Origin of the sequence: Flavobacterium degerlachei (genome assembly GCF_900106645.1) — a bacterium.
Classification (GTDB): Bacteria; Bacteroidota; Bacteroidia; order Flavobacteriales; family Flavobacteriaceae; genus Flavobacterium; species Flavobacterium degerlachei.
The window spans coordinates 53,767-74,861 of the sequence record NZ_FNMV01000007.1 but is presented as its reverse complement, the minus strand read 5'-3'; the positions used below and the strand labels follow the sequence as shown (position 1 = coordinate 74,861).

At 33.5% G+C, this 21,095-nt stretch carries 12 protein-coding genes; 7 read left to right on the top strand and 5 right to left on the bottom strand.

Features of this window, described 5'->3' with window-relative positions:
- Positions 1-28: 28 nt before the first annotated feature.
- Together BLV91_RS08600 and BLV91_RS08595 are read right to left on the bottom strand one after the other, a co-directional pair.
- Positions 29-3,376, bottom strand: a complete 3,348-nt coding sequence (locus BLV91_RS08600) for a chemotaxis protein CheB (RefSeq protein ID WP_091431872.1) — start codon at positions 3,374-3,376, stop codon at positions 29-31.
- A gap of 305 nt (positions 3,377-3,681) precedes the next feature.
- The gene (locus tag BLV91_RS08595) at positions 3,682-9,726 is read right to left on the bottom strand and encodes a PAS domain S-box protein (protein ID WP_091431870.1); all 6,045 of its coding nucleotides are present in this window, start codon (positions 9,724-9,726) and stop codon (positions 3,682-3,684) included.
- Positions 9,727-10,269: 543 nt separating this feature from the next.
- Here BLV91_RS08595 and BLV91_RS08590 point away from each other — a divergent pair.
- The 7 genes from BLV91_RS08590 (at position 10,270) to BLV91_RS08560 (ending at position 18,775) form a co-directional block, all read left to right on the top strand.
- Positions 10,270-10,947, top strand: coding sequence for a DUF6799 domain-containing protein (locus BLV91_RS08590; protein ID WP_091431868.1), 678 nt, complete (start codon positions 10,270-10,272; stop codon positions 10,945-10,947).
- A gap of 75 nt (positions 10,948-11,022) precedes the next feature.
- Entirely contained in the window at positions 11,023-11,913 is an 891-nt protein-coding gene (locus BLV91_RS08585) for a hypothetical protein (RefSeq protein WP_091431866.1), read from the top strand.
- A gap of 408 nt (positions 11,914-12,321) precedes the next feature.
- Entirely contained in the window at positions 12,322-13,635 is a 1,314-nt protein-coding gene (locus BLV91_RS08580; protein ID WP_091431863.1) for a TolC family protein, read from the top strand.
- 76 nt (positions 13,636-13,711) lie between these two features.
- The gene (locus BLV91_RS08575; RefSeq protein ID WP_091431861.1) at positions 13,712-14,791 is read left to right on the top strand and encodes an efflux RND transporter periplasmic adaptor subunit; all 1,080 of its coding nucleotides are present in this window, start codon (positions 13,712-13,714) and stop codon (positions 14,789-14,791) included.
- 212 nt (positions 14,792-15,003) lie between these two features.
- A complete protein-coding gene (locus tag BLV91_RS08570; protein WP_091431859.1) occupies positions 15,004-18,195 on the top strand; it encodes an efflux RND transporter permease subunit in 3,192 nt (1,063 codons plus the stop codon).
- Between the two features lie 73 nt (positions 18,196-18,268).
- Positions 18,269-18,574: a hypothetical protein gene (locus BLV91_RS08565; RefSeq protein ID WP_091431857.1), complete on the top strand. Its 306-nt coding sequence runs from the start codon at positions 18,269-18,271 to the stop codon at positions 18,572-18,574.
- A 15-nt stretch (positions 18,575-18,589) separates the two neighbouring features.
- On the top strand, positions 18,590-18,775 hold the full coding sequence (locus BLV91_RS08560) for a YgaP family membrane protein (RefSeq protein WP_091431854.1): 186 nt from the start codon (positions 18,590-18,592) through the stop codon (positions 18,773-18,775).
- A gap of 256 nt (positions 18,776-19,031) precedes the next feature.
- Here BLV91_RS08560 and BLV91_RS08555 read toward each other — a convergent pair whose 3' ends face one another.
- The 3 genes from BLV91_RS08555 to BLV91_RS08545 all read right to left on the bottom strand — a co-directional run bounded on the left by BLV91_RS08555 (position 19,032) and on the right by BLV91_RS08545 (position 21,089).
- Positions 19,032-19,835, bottom strand: coding sequence for a DNA adenine methylase (locus BLV91_RS08555; protein WP_245709637.1), 804 nt, complete (start codon positions 19,833-19,835; stop codon positions 19,032-19,034).
- A gap of 239 nt (positions 19,836-20,074) precedes the next feature.
- Complete coding sequence (locus BLV91_RS08550) at positions 20,075-20,446, bottom strand: hypothetical protein (RefSeq protein ID WP_091431849.1); 372 nt, start codon at positions 20,444-20,446, stop codon at positions 20,075-20,077.
- Between the two features lies 1 nt (position 20,447).
- The gene (locus tag BLV91_RS08545; protein WP_091431846.1) at positions 20,448-21,089 is read right to left on the bottom strand and encodes a hypothetical protein; all 642 of its coding nucleotides are present in this window, start codon (positions 21,087-21,089) and stop codon (positions 20,448-20,450) included.
- Positions 21,090-21,095 lie beyond the last annotated feature (6 nt).

Here is a 21,095-nt window from a genome sequence, read left to right as displayed (position 1 = left end):
CTTTCTAGAAACTATATATAGAAATTAACTATTCCGTTCTTGCATCACTTATTTCTTTAAGATCTTTAGGTTTTGTAACCTGATGAATAAAACATTGTATTATCTTATTGTAATCTGTAAAATAGATGTTACTGGTAAATTCAATATGAATTTTATTTCCATTGGCTATTTTTATAGGAACATCTTCGTAGTGAATAAATTCCCTTTGTTGCAATTCCAAAAATTTACTTTTATTTGGTACAATAGCTTTAAAAAATTCCATATCCCAAACTTGATGTTTAAAGAAATACTCTCTTGGATAGCCTAAGAGATCAATCAAAAACTTGTTTATATCTACTATTTTACCAGCATCGGCATCAATGAATAAAACCCCTTCATCTATAGATTCAAAAGGCTGATGGTAACGAACCTCATGCTCTCCTAGTACCTCATCCGCTATACTTTTCTTATCAGTTGTCTCTCTAACTATGCACTGAATAATCTTATTATTATTTACGGTGAACACATTGCTTACAAACTCTACATTAACTATTTCACCTGTTGCGGTTTCAAGTGGTAAATTTTCATAGCGGATGAAATTTTCTTTCTGCAATTCTAAAAACTTAGCTTTATTAGCCTTTACGTCTTGAGCCTTTCCAATTTCCCAAATTGTTTTTTCCATAAATTGCTCGTGTGAAAAACCTAGTTTTTCAATCAAAAATGGATTAACATCAATAATTTTCCCCGTTTCAGCATCCAGAATAAGTATACCATCCTTTGCCGATTCAAACAATCGTAGATACCTGTTTTCATAATTAAGTGCCTCTTCTGCCTTTTTAGCTAAAGAAATATCTATGAACGTTATAACCAGTCCGTCGATACGATCATCCAAAGTGCGATAAGGCATGATTTTCACATAAAACCATTTGCCATCCTTAGTTGTGACTTTAGTTTGTATCGAAGTTAGATTTTTAATTACCTCTAAGGCGTGCATCTTCAATTCAGGATATTCCAATTCAGTTACCAGATCGGTAAAAGGTCTTCCTACATCTGAACTTCGTAACTTAAATATTTTGCAAACAGGTTCCGTAAACCTACGGATATTCAAATCCATATCGAGAAAAAGAGTGGCTATATCAGTACTGTTAAGCAAATTTTTCATGTCATTATTTGCCTGCTCAAAATCGATTAACTTGCTTTGTAATTCTGCATTTATCGTTTGTAGTTCTTCGTTTAAACTTTGCATTTCTTCTTTTGAAGTGGTCAGTTCTTCATTAGTAGACTGTAACTCTTCATTGGTAGACTGCAATTCTTCATTAGAGGATTTGAGTTCTTCCTGTGAAGTTTGCATTTCCTCTCTAGTGATTTGAAGATCTATATTACTTTGCTTTAACTCTGCTTCTAACTCGCTCAATTCATCTTTCCCAAATTGAATATTTGATTTTACATTTGATTCAACTGTATTAGGTAATTCATTAAAAACAATCATAATCATCCCTTTTATCTCAGATGGACTTTCAATCTGCTGAAGGGTAATATCCACCAAAATTGATCCACTATCATTACCTATTTTTATTCTAGGCAATACAACTGGTTCAAAACTTTTTTTAGCTTTTCTAAAAGCACTAGGAAGTACATTGCGCAATCCTTCTCTAGCCATAGCATGTATATTCCAATTTGCTTTTCCCGCAACTGGCTCTATGTATTTTCCGGTTCGGCCAGTAATATATAAAATATCCCCATTTTCATTAACCATCACACTGGCAGGCGCAAAACGTTGCAGCAAAATTTGGTCTGCAAATGTTTGTATGTTTTCTGTCATTTTTGGGGTAGTCTTAGTCATCGTTAATTTTTTTTTGCCTCCTATGAAAGAGCTTGGGAAATCTATAAACTCCGTTAATTTAGAACTTTTCGTTTTTTTAAAAAATTTCAACTTGGAATCAATTACATCAAAATCAGTATTGTTTTGTCCTAGAGTTTCCGCTGTTCCAAGTATCATAATACCTCCAGGTTTCAAGCTATAATTAAACAATGCCATTATTTTTTTTTGTAATGGTGGCTCCATATAAATAAGCATATTACGGCATGTTAGTATATCTAGTTTAGTAAAAGGAGGATCTTTAATTAAATCATGTGGAGCAAAAATTAACATCTCCCTAATTTCAGAATTTACACGAAAACCTGCCGCCTCAGATTTGAAATTCTTGTTGATGCGGTCTGCTGATACATCAGCAACAATATTACTTGAAAACAACCCCTTACGTGCTTTTTCGATAGCGTGTATATCAATATCTGATGCGAATATTTGCAATGATAATCCCCTATCATTTTCCATTTCGCTAATAACTTCCTTAAACAATATTGCTAAAGAATACGCTTCTTCACCAGTTGAACAAGCAGTGACCCATGCTCTTAGTACATAATTGTCAGCTAGTGTTTTAATGTATGCAGGAAAAATTTCCTCTTTAAGTTTTTTCCAAACCTCTGGATCCCTAAAAAAACTGGTTACACCTATCAACAATTCGTTAAATAGCAGTTCAACTTCTCCAGGATTTTTCTGTAAAAAAAGGACATATTTATCTAAATCATCAATTCCATGTATCCCTTTGCGTCTTTCTATTCGTCGCATCATGGTACTTTTTTTGTACATCGAAAAATCATGTCCTGATTGATCCCGCAGTAGGATAATAATTTTCTCTATACCACTTTTACTTTTGGCCTCAATTGTATTTTTTTCAGCAGGGAAAAATTTCAAAAATTTAATAAGCTTGGCAGGTAATTCTTCCACCGGAGCTATAATATCTGCGGTAACTGCTCTAATGGCATTAGAAGGCATACTATCAAATTTAGCCGATGAAGGTTCTTGTACCATCACTAAACCATTTTGTTCTTTTATTGCTCTAAGACCAAGGCAGCCATCAGATCCCATACCTGACAAAATTATTCCTACACTTTTTTCTTTATTATCTGCAGCTAGTGAACGAAAGAAAATATCAATGGGCAAACGTAGCCCTCTAATTTCCAACGGATCAAATAGATGTAATGTCCCATTTAGTATTGACAAACTCTTGTTTGGAGGTATTACATATACATAGTTTGGTTTCACTTTTAAACAGTCACTGGCCTGCAATACAACCATACCCGTTTTTCGCTGAATCAATTCAGGTAACATTCCTTCATGGGTAGGATCTAAATGCTGAATAATCACAAAAGCCATCCCAGTGTCGATGGGCAAATTTTTAAAAAATAATTCGAATGCTTCTAATCCACCTGCAGAAGCTCCTATACCCACGATAGGGAATTTTTCTTTTACAGTACTAGAAAAATCATTTTCCGAATGGTCTTTAGAGATTTGGTTAATTTTATTGTTTGTACTTTCTTTCGTAATTATTTTCATATTGCAATTTTACTTTTAATCTCCCACCACCTAAACCAATTGATTATTAAGTAATTATTAAATAAATATATTAAAAAAAAACATAAAAATCAAAGCTTTTCTTAAAATTCAATAATCACTACACTACAATATTAGCTTTTATTTTTCCTTAACAAAAGTTTCTCTTCTACTTTATAAACAAATAAATAGTTGGATAAATTAGCTAACTAAAATATGCTTTGAATTTTCACTCTAAGTAAAATGCAAAAGTTTTCATTGGGAAAAGCAAAGAAGATTAAATTGATAAATAAATATAGTAAAAGAGCTTACTTATTCAGCCATTTAACTAGCATTTTTTCTAAGTCAGATTCGATAATAGGCTTAGATAAATAGTCATTCAATCCCGCATCTAAACATTTTTCTTTATCATCTGCCATTATACCTGCCGTAATTGCTATTATGGGTATTTCGGAAGCGTTTTTTAACTGTCTGATTTCCATTGTTGCCTCATATCCATTTTTATTTGGCATTTGAATATCCATTAAAATAATATCCGGCATCTCCTTTTTAAATTGGTCAATTGCCTCAAAACCATCCTTAGCTTCATATATAATACAATCTGAAATTAGCCTTTTAACTAATGTTTTTGCTAAAAGCATATTTATCCTATTGTCTTCTACAATCAATACCTTCTTATATCCATGAATTTGCAAAGTGAGAATGACTTCACCCTTATTTAGCTCCTCTGCTTTAGGAATTAAGTTATTGTTATGTTCCAACATTTCAAATTCAATTTCGAAGAAAAAATCACTTCCTTCACCGTATTTACTGATTAAATTTAACTTGCTATTCATTAATGCCAGAAGTTGATTCGAAATAGCTAGGCCCAACCCTGTTCCTCCAAATTTTCGGTTGGTCGAGTTATCTTCCTGAACAAAAGATTGAAATATTTTAGCGTTATTGCTCCCTTTAATTCCAATACCAGTATCTTTTACAGAAAACTTTATTAGTGATGAATTTATATTATTATTTAGTATGGTATCAATGTCCAAACGTATGGTCCCCGTATTTGTAAACTTTAAAGCATTGCTCAAAAGATTCACTAATATTTGTTTTAATCTCACTGAATCTGCAAGAATGAATTGTGGAACATCTTCGCCTAGATGAAGTGTTAACTCGATGTTTTTTTGCTCAGCTTGATATTTAAATAAGTCGATTGCCTGATGCGTCAATTTAAATAAATCCAGCTCATCAATATTTAACTCTAATTTCCCTGATTCAATTTTTGAAAAGTCCAAAATATCATTTACGATTTCCAGTAATGAAGTTGCCGATTCATTAATGGTTGACATATATTCTGATTGATTCTTTTCTAAGTTTGATTTCATCAAAAGATGCGTAAACCCAATAATCCCATTAAGTGGCGTTCTAATTTCGTGGCTCATGTTGGCCAGAAAATCAGTTTTAGCTTTATTAGCTGATTCGGCCTGTTTCCTGCCCTCAGTAATTTCAATTTCCATTAATTTTCGTTCCGTGATGTCAATAAAACTGATTACAATTTCGACCAAATTTCCATTCGTATCAAAAAAAGGATAGCCATTGACCAGAAGCCATGCGGTATCATTACTTATTGGGCGAAAAACCCCAGCAATAACATTTTTAATTGATTCCTTAGTGTTAACTATTCGGTTTGCAGGAAAATCATCAATGACCATTGAAGAACCGTCCTCGTTTAAAAACCTCCATTCGGGGTCAATTGATTGTTTACCAAGCATTTGCTCCACTTTCAACCCTAATAATTCGGAAGCATTCTGATTGCTCATAATTATTGAAGTGTCTAAGGCATGAACAACAACTCCCGCATCTAAGTTATTTAGTAAACCGCGATATCTCTCTTCACTTTTAAGTAATGCTTCATCTCCTTTTTTAGCATCGGTTATTTCCCGTGACAAGCAAATAAAATGTGTATCGTGCTCCTCACTTTCTTGCATAGGTGCGATAGAAAGTTCGAACCAACGAATACCTGTTGGAAAATCTAAGCTATACTGCCTACCAGTAGAAAATCCATTAACAGTTGATTCATGTATGGCTGACAATGCCAAATTAGCAGCATCAAGTGGTAAAATATCAAAAAACGTTTTACCTATTACATTATTAGAATAAATTTCAGGAAAATCTTTAAGTCGGGAGTGAAAATTATAAATATGTCCGTCAATTCCAACTTCAAATAATAAATCTGGAATAGCATCAAGAATGGCTTCCATTTTTTCATGGATTTTCTCGAACTCTTCTTCTGCTTTTTTCCTTTCTGTAAGGTCTAGCCCCATGCCAAATACACATTTTTTGCCTTCATATTCTATGGCAAGTGAATCGATAAAATAGGGGGTTTTATTTTTATTTTTCGTGTAAAACTCAACTTCAATACCCGGGAGCTTATTTTCAATACCTGGCAAACTATTGCTAAATACGCTTTTTATCCTTGCCGTAATTCTTTCTTTTTCTCCTTCATCAAAAAGATCTTCTGGCTTCATTTTCGCTATTTCAAATCTATTATAACCAGTAGCACGTTCGAAGTTTTTATTCCATTTTACAAATTTGCCAGACTCATCATATAGATAGAAAATTCCTGGCAAATTATTTATTATGGTTTCAGAAAGTTGCTTTTCTTTTATAATTACACTCTCTACATTTTTACGGTCCGTAATATCCGTTATCGTTCCAATATAGCCAATAATCTCATTATCTAAATTTTTCTCAGGTATCGCTTGTCCCATTACCCAAGTCTCAGTGCCATCAGGTTTTACCAAACGGTATTCAGACAGTGATTTTTCACTCTTAATTGTTGCGTTTTCCCAACCATTGAGAATTGCCTTTCTATCTTCAGCGTGGACTGCATCTAGCCATCCGTTTCCTAAAGCTCTTTCATAAGACAAACCTGAAATTTGCGTCCAACTAGGATTTACATAGGTAGTATAGCCCGAAGCATCGGTACGAAAGATTCCAACAGGAGAGAATTCTGTAAGGGTATGGTACCTTTTCTCACTTTGGAATACCGCTTCCTCCGCTTTTTTTCTTTGAATTTCTCTATCAAAAACTTCAAGTGCAAAAGAGACGTCATCAGTTGCTTCTTGGAGTAAGGCAATTTCTTGGTCATCAAAAAAGTTTTTTTCAGAAGCATATAAAGTAAAAAGCCCGATTGTATTTCCTGATTTTTTTATTGGTAAACTAATTAAGGAATTAAAATCTCGACCCAAAGCCTCTTCTTTCCATGGTCTCATTTGCACGTCATTTTCGATATCATTGCAAACCATATATTTTTCTTTGCGAAGGGCATTCCCAGCAGGGCCTCTGCCTTCTGGAATATCGTCTTTCGATATACTTTTGATTATAGACAAGTATCCATTATCTTCCCCTGCAATCATAGCTGGAATTACTCTATTGGTGTTTTCATCTACTAGACCTATCCAAGCCATCTTAAACTCACCTACTTCAACAGCAATATTACAGGCTTCTCTAAAAAGGGATTGTTCATCAGTTGCCCGAACAATCATCTGGTTTATCTGACTGATAAATAAGTAAAGTCTATTGACTTTGTTTAGTTTCTTGTCAGCAATTACTCTTTCGGTAATATCAGTTATTATACCATGACAAATGACAGTTCCCTCTGGTTCGACTACAGGCAATGAGTTTACTTCGTGCCACACTAATCCCTTATCTGGGTGCAGATAACGATATATTCCTTTAAGAGGTACTAGTTCTGTTTTGGTAGTATTTATTTTTTGAATCACAAGTTCAACATCTTCGGGGTGAATTAAGGCAAATATCTTATCTGAATCGCTCTCAATTTCTTCATAACGAAACCCATAAATATCTTCAATTGCCTCACTTGCATATGGGTAACAAAGTGATCCGTCCTTGTTTTGCCTCATAGAATAAATCAACCCTGGCGAAGTAGCAGCAATTTTAGCAAACTTATCTCTTTCCTTTATTAACAGTTCATTAGCTAATTTACTTTCAGTTACATCTCTTAGGTTTGAAATCAAACCTTTAAGGTTTTTATCATGAAACATGTTTTTGAGACTGCCTTCGAGCCACACATAATTACCGTTTTTACACTTTACCTTAAAAAGCGCAGGAATTAATTCTCCAGGCGATGCCAATAATTTTTCCTTAAGTTTTTTTATATATTGATAAGAGTCTGGATGAAAAAATTCTTCTTCAGACAACCGATCAAACTCTTCGTCTGTCCAGCCAGTTAATCTCTTTGAAGAAGAACTTCTAAATAAACTGTTCTTGTCCTTATCCACCAATGAAATAATACTGTCTGCATTTTCTATTAATGTATAAAATCTCTTTTCTCTTTCTTCAACTAAATCTTTTGCAAGTTTACTGTCTGTGATGTCTTTTAGGTTGACTATGATACCATTAACACTCTTATCATCTAGGAGATTATTCAAAACACCTTCAAGCCAAATATAATTGCCTTTTTTGTGTTTCACTTGAAATAAAAATGGAATTGGCTTTCCTGGATTCTCTAATACTTCCTGCCTTTTTTGTTGAATATATTCTAAATAATCGGGATGGAAGTATTCATTATACTTGATTTCGTCAAACTCTTTATCAGTATAACCAGTAACGCGAAACGACGATACGCTGCGAAATATGACTTTTAGATTTTCATCAACTACAGTTATAATACCGTCATTGTTTTCAACTAATGCACGAAAGCGCTTCTCACTTTGTTCAATTAATTCTTGAGCAATTTTACTTTCAGTTACATCTTGCAAGTTGGCTACCATACCCTTCATGCTGCCATCAATAACCAGATTTTTTAAAACCCCTTTTAACCAGATATAGTTCCCTTTTTTGTGCTTGACTTGAAATAAAACCGGAACTTGAATATTTGGATTATCCACTGTTTTTTGAATATTCTTCTGCATATATTCAATATAATCTGGATGGTAATATTCTAAATCAGAAATAGTAGTAAACTCCTCATTTGTATATCCAGTTATTCGTTGCGAAGCTGGACTGCGAAATATGGTTTTTGATTTTTCATCAAGAACGGTAATAATTCCCTCATTATTTTCAACCAAAGCCCTAAAATATTTCTCATTATTAATGATAGTATCAAAAGCTTTTTTGGTTTCTGTTATATCTTTTACAAAAGCAACATAGTGATTCTCCAATAATTTTACAGCTTCAATGGAACACCATTTCACCTCCCCTATTTTCGTAGTAATTTTAAGTTCTTTCTTCGCAATACCCTTTTCTATAAGCTTAAAGAATTCCTTAATAGCATTCTCATTTAACTCTGCTCCTGATAAATCACCAAATTTCATCGTTAAAATTTTATCCCTTGAATAACCCGTCATAGAAACTGCTGCGGGATTAGCCTCTAAATAATTTCCTTCTTTGTCCACAACAAATACACCGTCAGGTGCATTATCAATATAATTTTTAAACTTACGATTACTTTCCTCTTCTATTAATCTTAGTTTTAATTCTGTCTCTGTTCGTATTCTCGTATCAAGCTCATCGCTACTTTGCTTTTGTTCGGTGATATCTTGCGTATTACCCCTTAATGCAAATACAATTCCTTTTTCATCGGTAACTGGATAAACAACGGCATGAACCCATTTTGTAGTAGCTATACTAACAATAGCGGCTCCCTCTATTTCAAATGACTGTTTATCAATTTTACACTGTGTGATTTTTTTTAAAAACAAATCAACATCTGTCTTTGAAAACCTACTTATAAATTCTTGAAATAAATCTTGATTATTCTTCTTTTCTAATTCATAAATTGAATACAATTCGTTTGACCAAATCATTTTATGATCAGCAAAATTGTACTCCCAGCTACCTATCTTTGATATTTTTTGTGCATTTTCAAGTAACACTTCACTTTCCAGTAGATCTGCCTGTGCTTTTTTTATATTAGTAACATCCCGCCCAATTGCATAAATATTTTCTTTCGAAGAGTCTACACTGGCTGTCCATTGTATATAAACAATATCCCCCTTTTTATTGATAAATCTATTTTCAAATTGTAATGATGACTTTCCTTTACTTAATTGATCAATTTCAGCATTCGTTTTTGCTACATCAGCATGATGAACAAATGAAATGAAAGGAGAACTCAATAATTCTTGTTTAGTATATCCTAGACTTTTAATAAAAGCAGGATTAATCTGCTTAAAAAAACCATCAGTCCCAGCTATACATACCAAATCTAAAGATTCATTGAAGTAGAAATCTAAATTTGTTGCTGATAGTTCTTTTTTATTTAAACGATTAATTTCTAACTCTTGGACTTTTACAATCTTGAGAAGTTCTTCGTAGGTAGGTTTGGCAAAATTCGTACTCATAAAAACAAACTAATTATTAATAAAATTTTTATGCAGCTTAAAATACTAATACATAAACTTTTTTATGATCTGACTTATATATAGGGCAAGTAAATTAAGCAAAAGTAGTATTATAAACTTAGCGTTAATTACTAAAGATAATACATTCAAAAAATGTAATGAAAAATACAATTTAATTCCCTATTAATGCACAGATATAAATATAATTCATGAAATTCATATACCAAATTAAAAATAACAGCTTTTACTACAGTAATTACCCCACATTTAATTCAACTAAAAATACGCTGATTCAATAATTTCTGACATAAAAAAAAGTGATTTCATCACTTAATCTCCATTTATTTACTTTTAATCGATTAATTATAAATTATTGATATTCAATTATTTATAATTTCAAAATAATTATTAAATTTATTAGAAAACAGGCTCTAATTAAACAAAAATAAATTCGTAAATATTTGATTTACTGATAATTATCATGTTTAATTATTATTTACAACCTTAATTTTACTTTAATATTAATTCTTAAATAAACAAGACATGAAAAAGATTTTATTAACATTAGTTTTTGCAATTATAGGAAGTACAACAGTATTTGCTCAGGACCGTGATCAAGACAAAGATCAAGATCGTGACCGCGATCGGTTAATGCTTGTAGACGGCGATGTTCTACAAATTAGAGACCGTGATCAAATACGGTTAAATGATAAGTTAACTCTTGCAGATGGCACAATAGTAAACCCAGATGGTACTTATCAAAAAAGAGGAGGAGATAGATTGCGCTTACGTGATGGCGAATGTTTAGACATGAGTGGTAACGTTTATTCTAACGAGTATCAATACAGATCAAAAATAAAACAAGAAAACAAAAATCTAACACAAACCCAAATGATGGAACGCAATCAAAATCGTTCCCATTTAACAATGATAGATGGAAATCTTTATCAAATTAAAAACCAAGAGCAAAACCGCCTTCAAGAAAAACTGACATTGAATAACGGGACTGTTGTGAACCCTGATGGAACCTATCAAAAAGGGAATCGCAGACAGTTAAAATTAAAAGAAGGTGAATGTTTGAATATGGATGGTAAAATGTTCAAAAACACATATCAACAAAGAAAAATGTTGATTAAAAAGAACATGAATATGAACAAAATTCAGAATAAACCTTCGATGCAAAAAATGAATAAGGTTCAAGGAAAAGCAAGAGGAAAATAGCTATTAATTTAATTAGATATAAAGGAGTTTTTAATGCTAAAACTCCTTTAGTTCTAATGTCTAAATTTATTCAAAATGAAAAATCACAGTCAATTATTAATCCTATTATTTTTTTGTTTACCTATCTACTTGATAGCACAAGATAATAAAAAAGTAGACAAGGCAAAATCCTATATATTAACCGACATTAGTTTTCAAAATGATGCTGTATTTATGGGACGACGTGATTCAATTACGGCTCCTTATATCGTTCCTTCCATAGGATATTATGATGCTTCAGGTTTTTTTGCAGATGCCTCTTTATCCTATCTTACTAAGTCAAATGATAACAGAGTAGATCTCTTTTTACTAACGGCAGGATACCATTTTAAGTCTAATAAGTTAAGTGGTGCTCTTTCTGGAACTAAATATTTTTTTAATGATAATAGTTACAGCATTCAATCTGAAATTGAAGCAGATATCTCAGCAATTCTAAGTTATGATTTAGATATTTTTGAAGCCTCATTAACTGCAAGTAGTTATTTTAGTAAAAACAGTAATACCGACTTTTTCCTAGGAGGACAACTTGCTAAATCATTATATACTACCGACAAAAGTCTAGAAATAAAACCCACTTTTAATATTTATGCAGGTTCTCAATATTTCTATCAGGAATACTACAAATACAATCGTGTAGGAAACAGGAAGGGAAATGGTAACGGACAAGACCAACTAATAGGTACCACCGTTGTAGGAATTAATGAAGTCGATGAATTCAAATTATTAGATATAGAGTTCAGCTTACCTATCAATTACTATTACAACTCATTTATTTTTTCATTTACTCCACACCTAGCATTCCCTCAAAGCAGCGCTACTATTACAACTGAGGATGCCGTAATAAAAGAAGATCTTAAGGAAGTTTTCTATTTTTCTGCTGGCATTAGCTATTGGTTTAATACTTCAAAATCCAGTAGTAATAAATAAAATTTTTACTCCAAATTTATGGTAGCAAGCATACAAAAAGTCTTAATAATAGCATTAGCTACAAAATACTAGTCATATCTTATAAGCTCATTTGATACCTAAGGATTCAAATGGGCTCAACTAATTGTAATTTCTACAAAGCGACAAACTATAACCAAATCAAACAATTTTAACACTATTTTAAAATAAATTTTAGGGTATAAAAAATTGTTGTTATCACACATTGTCGTACCCAAAGTGAAAATAAAAACTTATTCCAAATTTAAATCCCCCCCTTTACTAATTAACTTCAAGCATTTTAAACAAAATCATTCATAGCAATTACCATTTGTAGCCCAAGTGTGACATTTGTTACTGTGTATGGCTTATTGCCAATTTATCTTTGTCCAATAATTAGAAATAAAAATTATGAAGAAAATAAATTTAATAGTATTATTAGGAACAATTTCTATTTCGGCTATTAGCTATAGTCAGGATACTTTGGCTATTTCCAAGAGTGAACTTTTGCAAAAAGTATCGGACAAAAATTTACAAATTAAAATTGCCAACCAAGAATTTAAATCCGCACAGGCGGATTACAGACAATCCAATGCTGTTTTCTTACCCAATATAACTGCCTCGCATACAGCTATTTCTACTACAAATCCTTTAATGGCTTTTGGATCTAAACTAAATCAAGAGATTCTAACGGCTTCTGATTTTGACCCTAATTTACTTAACAATCCAAATCGCATACAAAATTACGCTACTAAAATTGAGGTTTTGCAGCCTTTAATTAATGTAGATGGAATCTACGGAAGACAAGCTGCTAAAGCAAAAATGAATGCGTTTCAACTGCAGACAGAACGTACCAAGGAGTATCTGGAACTGGAGGTCAATAAATCTTTTATGGAATTGCAATTGGCTTATAAAGCAGTGGCTGTTTTAGAGAAAGCAAATACAACTGCAGATGCCAATTTGAAATTAATTGAAAATTATTTTAAACAAGGAATTCTTCAAAAAACAGATTTGCTTTCGGTGCAGGTTCGTGTAAACGAAATTAAAAACCAATTGCAATACGCTATTAGTAATGTTCAAAATGCATCTGATTATTTGGCTTTTTTATTGAATGAAGATCTTGGAGACAAGGTATACAAACCAACTGAAGCATTAGAAAATACAATTGCAATTCAAAATATTGACACAAATCTTTCCGAAAACAGAAAAGATATTCAGGCAATGGATCTATCAACGGAAGCGTATCAAAAAATGTTTCTTTCTAGTAAGATGAATTTCTTACCTAGATTGAATGCTTTTGGAAGTTATGAATTATATGACGACAGCCTTTTTGGAACAAAAGCAAAAGGATATACTGTAGGGGCACAATTGTCATGGAATGTATTTGACGGTTATAAATCGATTGGAAAAATGGAAAAAGCAAAAGCTGATTTTCAAAAAGCAGAAATTGAAACTCAACAATACAAAGCGAAAAGCCAACTGGAACTAAACAAAACTACTCGTCAAATAAAAGATGCTGAGAATAAGGTCAATCTTTCTAAGTTGGATTTGGAACAATCACAGGAAGCATACAGAATTAGAAGCAATCGTTTTACACAAGGTTTAGAAAAAACAACAGACTTATTACAAGCTGAAACTCAAATGTTCAAAAAAGAATTGGAATACTTACAAGCTGTTTTTGAATACAATTATACACAACAGTACCTACAATTCTTAACGAAGTAATATAATTAAGAAGATAGAGTAAAGAATATAGATCAAAGAGCATCTAATAAAGACAAAAATAATCAAACGAAAAACCATGAAAAAAATAATAACACTAATTTCAATTTCACTTTTTATTTTAACATCCTGTAATGGAGAGAAAAAAGAAGCGGTTGCTCAATCTCCTGCAATTGCCGTTAAAGTAAGTGGCGTTTCTGAAAATGACAATAGCCCCTATGTAAGCGCTAGCGGAAAAATCGAAGCCGAAAACAGTGCCGATTTGAGTACTAGAATGATGGGATATGTAACTAAAGTATATGTTCAGATAGGACAAAAAGTACGTGCAGGACAGACATTGGTAAGTATCAACAACTCTGATTTACAAGCAAAAAAAGCACAGGCAGATGCTAATATTCTTCAAGCAACTGCGGGATACAATAGTGCTAAAAAAGATTACGATCGCTTTACGAACTTATTCAAACAGCAAAGTGCTTCACAAAAAGAATTAGATGATATGACTGCTCGTTATGAAATGGCCAAAGCGGGACTTGAAGGGGCAAAACAAATGCGAAATGAAGTTTTGGCACAATTCAATTATTCTAATATTACGGCTCCATTCTCTGGTGTTGTGACTAATACTTTTGTAAAAGAAGGTGATATGGCAAACCCAGGAATGCCATTAGTAAGTATTGAAGGTGCATCTAAATTAGAGGTAAGCGCCATGGTTTCTGAAACTGATATTACTAGTATAAAAAAGGGAATGCCTGTTAGCATTTTAGTAAAATCATCTAATGAAAAATTGACGGGTAAAGTAAGTGAAGTGAGTCTATCTGCAAAAAACACAGGTGGACAATATCTGGTAAAAATAAATTTAGATAAAACGGACAGTTCAGTCTTGTCAGGAATGTTTGTTAATGTGCAGTTTCCTGTTGAAAACAAATCGAATACTTCCAAAAGTAATGTGATTTTAGTTCCAGAAAGTGCCCTACTAAGACAAGGTCAACTTACTGGAATATACACGATAGGAAATGAAAATGTAGCGATCTTAAGATGGTTGCGTACTGGAAAAACTTATGGCGACCAAGTGGAAGTATTGTCTGGATTATCAGCTGATGAAAACTATATTATCTCTGCTGAAGGTAAATTGTTCAACGGAGCGAAAGTTAGTATTCAGTAAAAAAAGTTTAAAGTTTAAAAGTTCAAAAATCAGAACACCTAAACTGAAAATGAATAAAAAAATAGTCCTTAATTCTGCGTGAGGGATAGAAGTGAAAATCCTTTTTCGTCAGTTCGAGTTTCCGCTTTTTAGCGGAAGTATCGAGAACAAGAAAAAGATTGAAACGAATAGCCCGTTCGCCGCGGCGAACACGCCCAAATAAATAAAATATTATGCAAGAAGGAATTTCAGGTAAAATTGCCAATTTTTTCATCAATTCAAAACTAACTATTTTGATGATGATCGGTTTGATGATCATTGGTGTGTATAGTTCTTTTCTTATTCCAAGAGAAGAAGAGCCACAAATTAATGTTCCGATGGCTGACGTCATGGTGGGTTATCCAGGAGCGAGCCCTACTGAGGTAGAAAGCCGTGTGGCAAAACCGCTAGAGAAAATCATCTCAAATATCAAAGGGGTTGAACATGTGCATACCATGGCCATGAATGGTCAGGCGATGCTTATTGTTCAGTTTTATGTAGGTCAGGATGTGGAGCGTTCGTATGTGAAATTATACGACGAACTGGCAAAACACGAAGATATGTTCCCAAAAGGAGTGTACAAACCAATGGTAAAAACACGTTCTATTGATGATGTACCAATGCTTGGAATCACGCTTTGGAGCGACAAAATGGACGATTTTCAATTGCGCCAAATTGCTGAAGAAGTAACATCTGAAGTTGAAAAGGTAAAAGATGTTGCGATTACTAAAGAAATTGGTGGAAGAAGCCGAGTGCTAAAAGTGATTTTGGACAAAGATAAAATGGCAGAGAATAACATCGACCCTATGGGTATTATGCAAATGATCCAAGCGAATAATAGCAGTTCGCAATCAGGGAGTTTTGTCAATAACGATGAGGAATATTTGATTACGACAGGGAAGTTCTTAACCTCAGCTGACGATGTAGAAAATCTGGTTGTAGGGATTAATAAAAACATGCCTGTTTACTTAAAACAAGTGGCTACAGTTCAAGATGGCCCGTCTACCGCAAAAAGTTATGTGTCCTTTGGGTATAGTAAATCAAACGAAAAATACAAAGATGCAAAATCTGAATATCCAGCCGTAACAATATCTGTAGGTAAGGTAAAAGGTGCTGATGCGATGAAAATTTCGGAGAAAATCATTGATAAAGTAAACCATTTAAAAACTACAATGATTCCTAATGATGTTCATGTCGAAGTAACTAGAAATTACGGTGAAACGGCATCAGATAAAGTGGGTGAATTATTGCTACACTTAGGAATTGCAATTTTGGCAGTAACGTTCTTAGTGATGCTTGCTATGGGCTGGAGAGGTGGATTAGTTGTTTTCTTCTCGGTACCATTGACTTTTGCATTGACCTTATTCAGTTATTATATGCTGGATTATACATTGAATAGAATCACGCTTTTCGCCTTAGTATTCGTAGTGGGAATTGTCGTCGATGATAGTATTATTATCGCAGAGAATATGCACAGGCATTTCAAGATGAAGCGATTACCATTTAAACAAGCCGCTATTTATGCGATAAATGAAGTAGGGAATCCAACGATTTTAGCAACATTTACGGTTATTGCTGCTATATTACCTATGGCGTTTGTATCTGGAATGATGGGACCTTACATGAGTCCGATGCCTATTGGTGCTTCGATTGCCATGATACTATCACTGTTTGTTGCATTGACTGTTACGCCTTATTTAGGATATCATTTATTACAAGAAAAAGATACGCAAGAACATAAAGAGCAGGAAGGACTAGAAACTAGTTTCATCTATAGAATGTACAGCAAGCTGGAGCGTCCTTTACTGGAAAGCAGCATGAAGCGAAGAGTACTTGTGGGGGTGACTGTTTTATTATTGTTTGGTTCTGTTGGTATGTTTTTTACCAAATCGGTTTTAGTAAAAATGTTGCCTTTTGATAATAAAAATGAATTTCAAGTAGTAATTGATATGCCTGAAGGAGCGACTCTGGAAAGAACATCAGCAGTTACTAAAGAAATTGCGCAGTATTTAACCACAATTCCAGAGGTTGTTGATTATCAAAACTACATTGGGACATCGGCACCAATCACTTTTAACGGATTAGTGCGTCATTATGATTTGCGTGGTGGAAGTAATATGGCTGATATTCAAGTGAATTTATTGCACAAAGAAGATCGGAAATTACAAAGTCACGACATTGCTAAAAATGTACGTCCGCAAATTCAGAAAATCGCTAAGAAATATGGTGCGAATGTAAAAATAATCGAAGTTCCACCAGGACCTCCTGTTTTGTCAACATTGGTTGCTGAGGTTTATGGTCCAAATTACAAAGACCAAATTAAAGTAGCACAACAAGTAAAAGATATTCTCCATAAAACGGAAGGTATTGTAGATATCGACTGGACTGTAGAAGACAATCAAACAGAATACAAACTGGAAGTTGACAAAGAAAAAGCAATGCTGAACGGGATTGCACCACAACAAATAGTAGGGAATTTGACTTATCTATTGAAAGAATATCCTGTTTCTAATTTGTATGCTGAAAATTCTAATGACAATGTAGGTATTGTTCTTTCGCTTGACGATAAAGACAAAACAAGCTTGCAAGACATTCAGAACTTGAAAATAAAAGGAAGCCAAGGGAATATGATTCCGGTGAGTGATTTAGTAAAAGTAAAAACAGATACGTTACAAAAAACCATTTATAGAAAAGATCAAAAACGTGTGGTTTATGTTACCGCTGATATGGCTGGAGCATTAGAAAGCCCTGTGTATGCCATTCTGGGAATGACGGAGAAATTAGACAAAATGAATATTCCAAAAGGATACAAAGTCAATGAATTATACATGGATCAACCAACGGATGAAAGTGATTTTACGGTAAAATGGGATGGGGAATGGCAAATTACATTAGAAGTATTCCGTGACTTAGGTGTTGCCTTTCTAGTAGCTATCGTGATCATTTACATGTTGATTGTGGGCTGGTTCCAGAACTTTAAAACACCAATGGTGATGATGTTAGCGATTCCGCTATCCTTAATCGGGATCGTGTTTGGGCACTGGTTATTAGGTGCTTATTTCACAGCAACTTCTTTCATTGGTATGATTGCCTTAGCAGGAGTTATGGTAAGAAACTCGGTTTTACTGATTGATTTTATCGAAATACGACTGAATGACGGTGTGCAGTTAAAACAAGCGATTATTGAGGCTGGAGCGGTAAGAACCTCCCCTATCCTATTGACAACTGGAGCGGTAGTTATTGGAGCTTCCATTATCTTATTTGATCCGTTGTTTCAAGGATTGGCAATTTCATTAGTATTTGGAGCCATTGTTTCTACTATTCTAACATTGATTGTAGTGCCGTTGATTTATTATGTGACGGAGAGAAAGAAATGGGAAAAATAAAAATTGTTCAACGTTTAAGGTTTAAAGTTACAGCACTAAAACCTTAAACTTCAAACCTTAAACAAAAAAACAAATGAAACTACTTATCATAACAGCCATAGCGGCATTTGACCAAGACATTAAAAAAATGCTGAAACAAGCTGAGGTAAAAAACTTTAGCTACAAAGAGGTAACAGGATTTAAGGATATTTCTGAAATGTCAATGGAAGGAAATTGGTTTGGAAGCGAAATGAGCCAAAACGAATCCATATTGTATTACGCCTTTGTAGACAATGGAAATGTAGATACATTTATTGAAAAAGTAAACGAATTCAATGCGAAGCAAGAAAGTTTATCAAACATTCATGTGGCAGTATTAAATATTGAGAAACACAATTAATAAAAATTATAAAAAATGAAAAATAAAGTTTTTAGAATTCTAGTAGGATCATTTATCCTAACCAGTTTGTTATTGGCAATCTATGTAAATATAAATTGGCTGTGGTTTACCGCTTTTATAGGAGTTAATTTAATTCAATCTGGTTTTACTAAATGGTGTTTATTAGAGACTATTTTAACTAAATTAGGATTGAAAGACTAATTCCAGTTTTGATATAAAATTCAAAACCCGAGTTGCAACAGCAGCTCGGGTTTTTTTATGGTTTTGAGGGAAGTAAACTGGGGAAGCTATCCCTCATTGTGAAGTAAAAATTAAGTACTAAAGAAAATGATTACAATTCCATATAATCGGAAAAACCAAAAGTACATAAATACACAACGAAAAGTATCAAAAAAAAAAGCCTGTGCATTTAATGCACAGGCTTTTAAACTAAGTTTAAACACTAATTAAAGACCCATTAACTAATATTATGCGTCCATTGCTTATAGAGCATGATATCCGTGTAGCTTGAGTTGTAGTTAACTGTAGCGTTCATAGACTCCACTGCAGCACCCGTGAACGGATTACTCATAGGTGTTTTAGTTTCAATCCACTCACATAGCTCAATGATAGAGGACTTGTTAGACGTGAAATAAAAGTAATTTGTACCGTCCAACACCTGCAGCACGTCCAGATAATCCCTTAACTTCCAGTAACTCTTGTACGTTCCGGCATCAGTTGACAGGTAAGGAGGATCAACTAGAAATACCACATTAACGGTATCTTTGTGGTTCCCAAATAACTCTTTGTAGCATTTGCTCACTACTTCAATGCCTTCCAGATAGCCCACGCCACTATAATTGGACTTCCTAACGCAATTATAAAGCGTCTCCTTTTCCAAAGCTTCAAACGAAAGCACGTATTTCATACTGAACAAAATACTAGAAGACAATGTAATATAATCCACATAACCGCCCTCGTGAGCTAATTTGACGCACGCTATAACACTATCTCTTGTGCGCCCAATAATTCTACTATCTTTTGGATAATCGCTTAAAATAGCCCTTAAGCCTTCAATAAGCTGATTAGTCTTATCGATATTCTCAAGGCGTTCTCTAAAATTATCAAAATCATTATAAATTACTTTTGCATCTGGGTAAACTGACTTCACTGTGTGACTTAGCAAACCACTGCCGCCAAATAAGTCTACATAGACTGCATTGTCAGGGTATTGCTTTAAAGCGGTTTTAAACTGCTTTAGAAATTTGCGTTTTTGCCCCATAAATGGCAAAGGTGCTGCAGTGAAAATTTTCTTTTTTGTTTCCATTCGATTTTTGATTGATGATTGATTAAATTATTTATTATACTATATTTGCCTGACCACAGAATTATTACAACAGCAAAGCCACGAGCATAGAAGACTTTGTCCTCCAACGCTCGTGGCTTTGGCTATATTTTTAATTCTGTGGTAAGACTTAAATTTGTTGGAGGACTATTTTTACTTCCCATCCTCCGTAGGAACTACACTAAACTATCGATGCTTTTTGCACAATGATCAGGATCTATTTTGTCCAGGACAAAGGCAACTCCTTTACCTATCCCCGTGAGCGTGTTATCACGCTGATTTTTACCTAATACACTCGATATTGTTTCTTTACGTTTACCAAATTCATAACCTCCTTTCTTTATTAAAATCAGGTTAAACAAGTCTTTGCAAACTACGTTAGCCGAGGCATCTATACTAGTAGCAATGCTTAAAAACTGATCATCTAAACGCTTAAAAGAAAACTTCCAACGCCTTTTGTACAAATTGATAAAAAATGTTGTCAGCAGACCTAGAGGAAAAAGCCATATTGCTAAAAAAAGTGACAAAAATGATAATGCGGTACCCATATTACTGTAAGTTCATAAATATTAATTCTTTGACTGTCATAGGCTCATACCCAAATACTTCAGTGTTTAAAGCATTTAAGACTTCTGTGTTAGTTTCTGCATTTACAGCATTTACAAAAGAGCTACTGGTCCCTGTTTTCATGTAGTTACTATACTCAGCAGTATAGGCGGTATTTAAAAGGGTGTACAATGCTATATTCTTAGCTTGAAGGTAATCATCAGCTTTAAATCTTTCTTCTCTCAATACAGACCTCATTTTAGGACTTGAAAAACCTGTTAATGTTTCAGTACCATCTGCTTTAAATACAGGTTCTAAAGTAAAGTAGTAGGGTTGCATTTCTTTAACTTGAGCTTTTTCTCCAGCCCAATCAATCCAATTCATTGTCTTTCTTAGTCCTAAATAAACATCAGGATATACAACTCCATTGTATTGATAGTCTCCTACAATCTTACTATACTCAATACGTATGGCTTCTTTGGTATTTTCATAATAATATGACTTTGATACCTTTTCGCCTTTCATATTGTACACTGGTTCTCTCTCATTCAACCAACTGATTGAAGAGAAATCTTTGTCTGTAAGGGTATTGATATTAATACCCTTTTGTTCTATAATGTAGTCTATAACTAATCTTGCACTCATAATTAT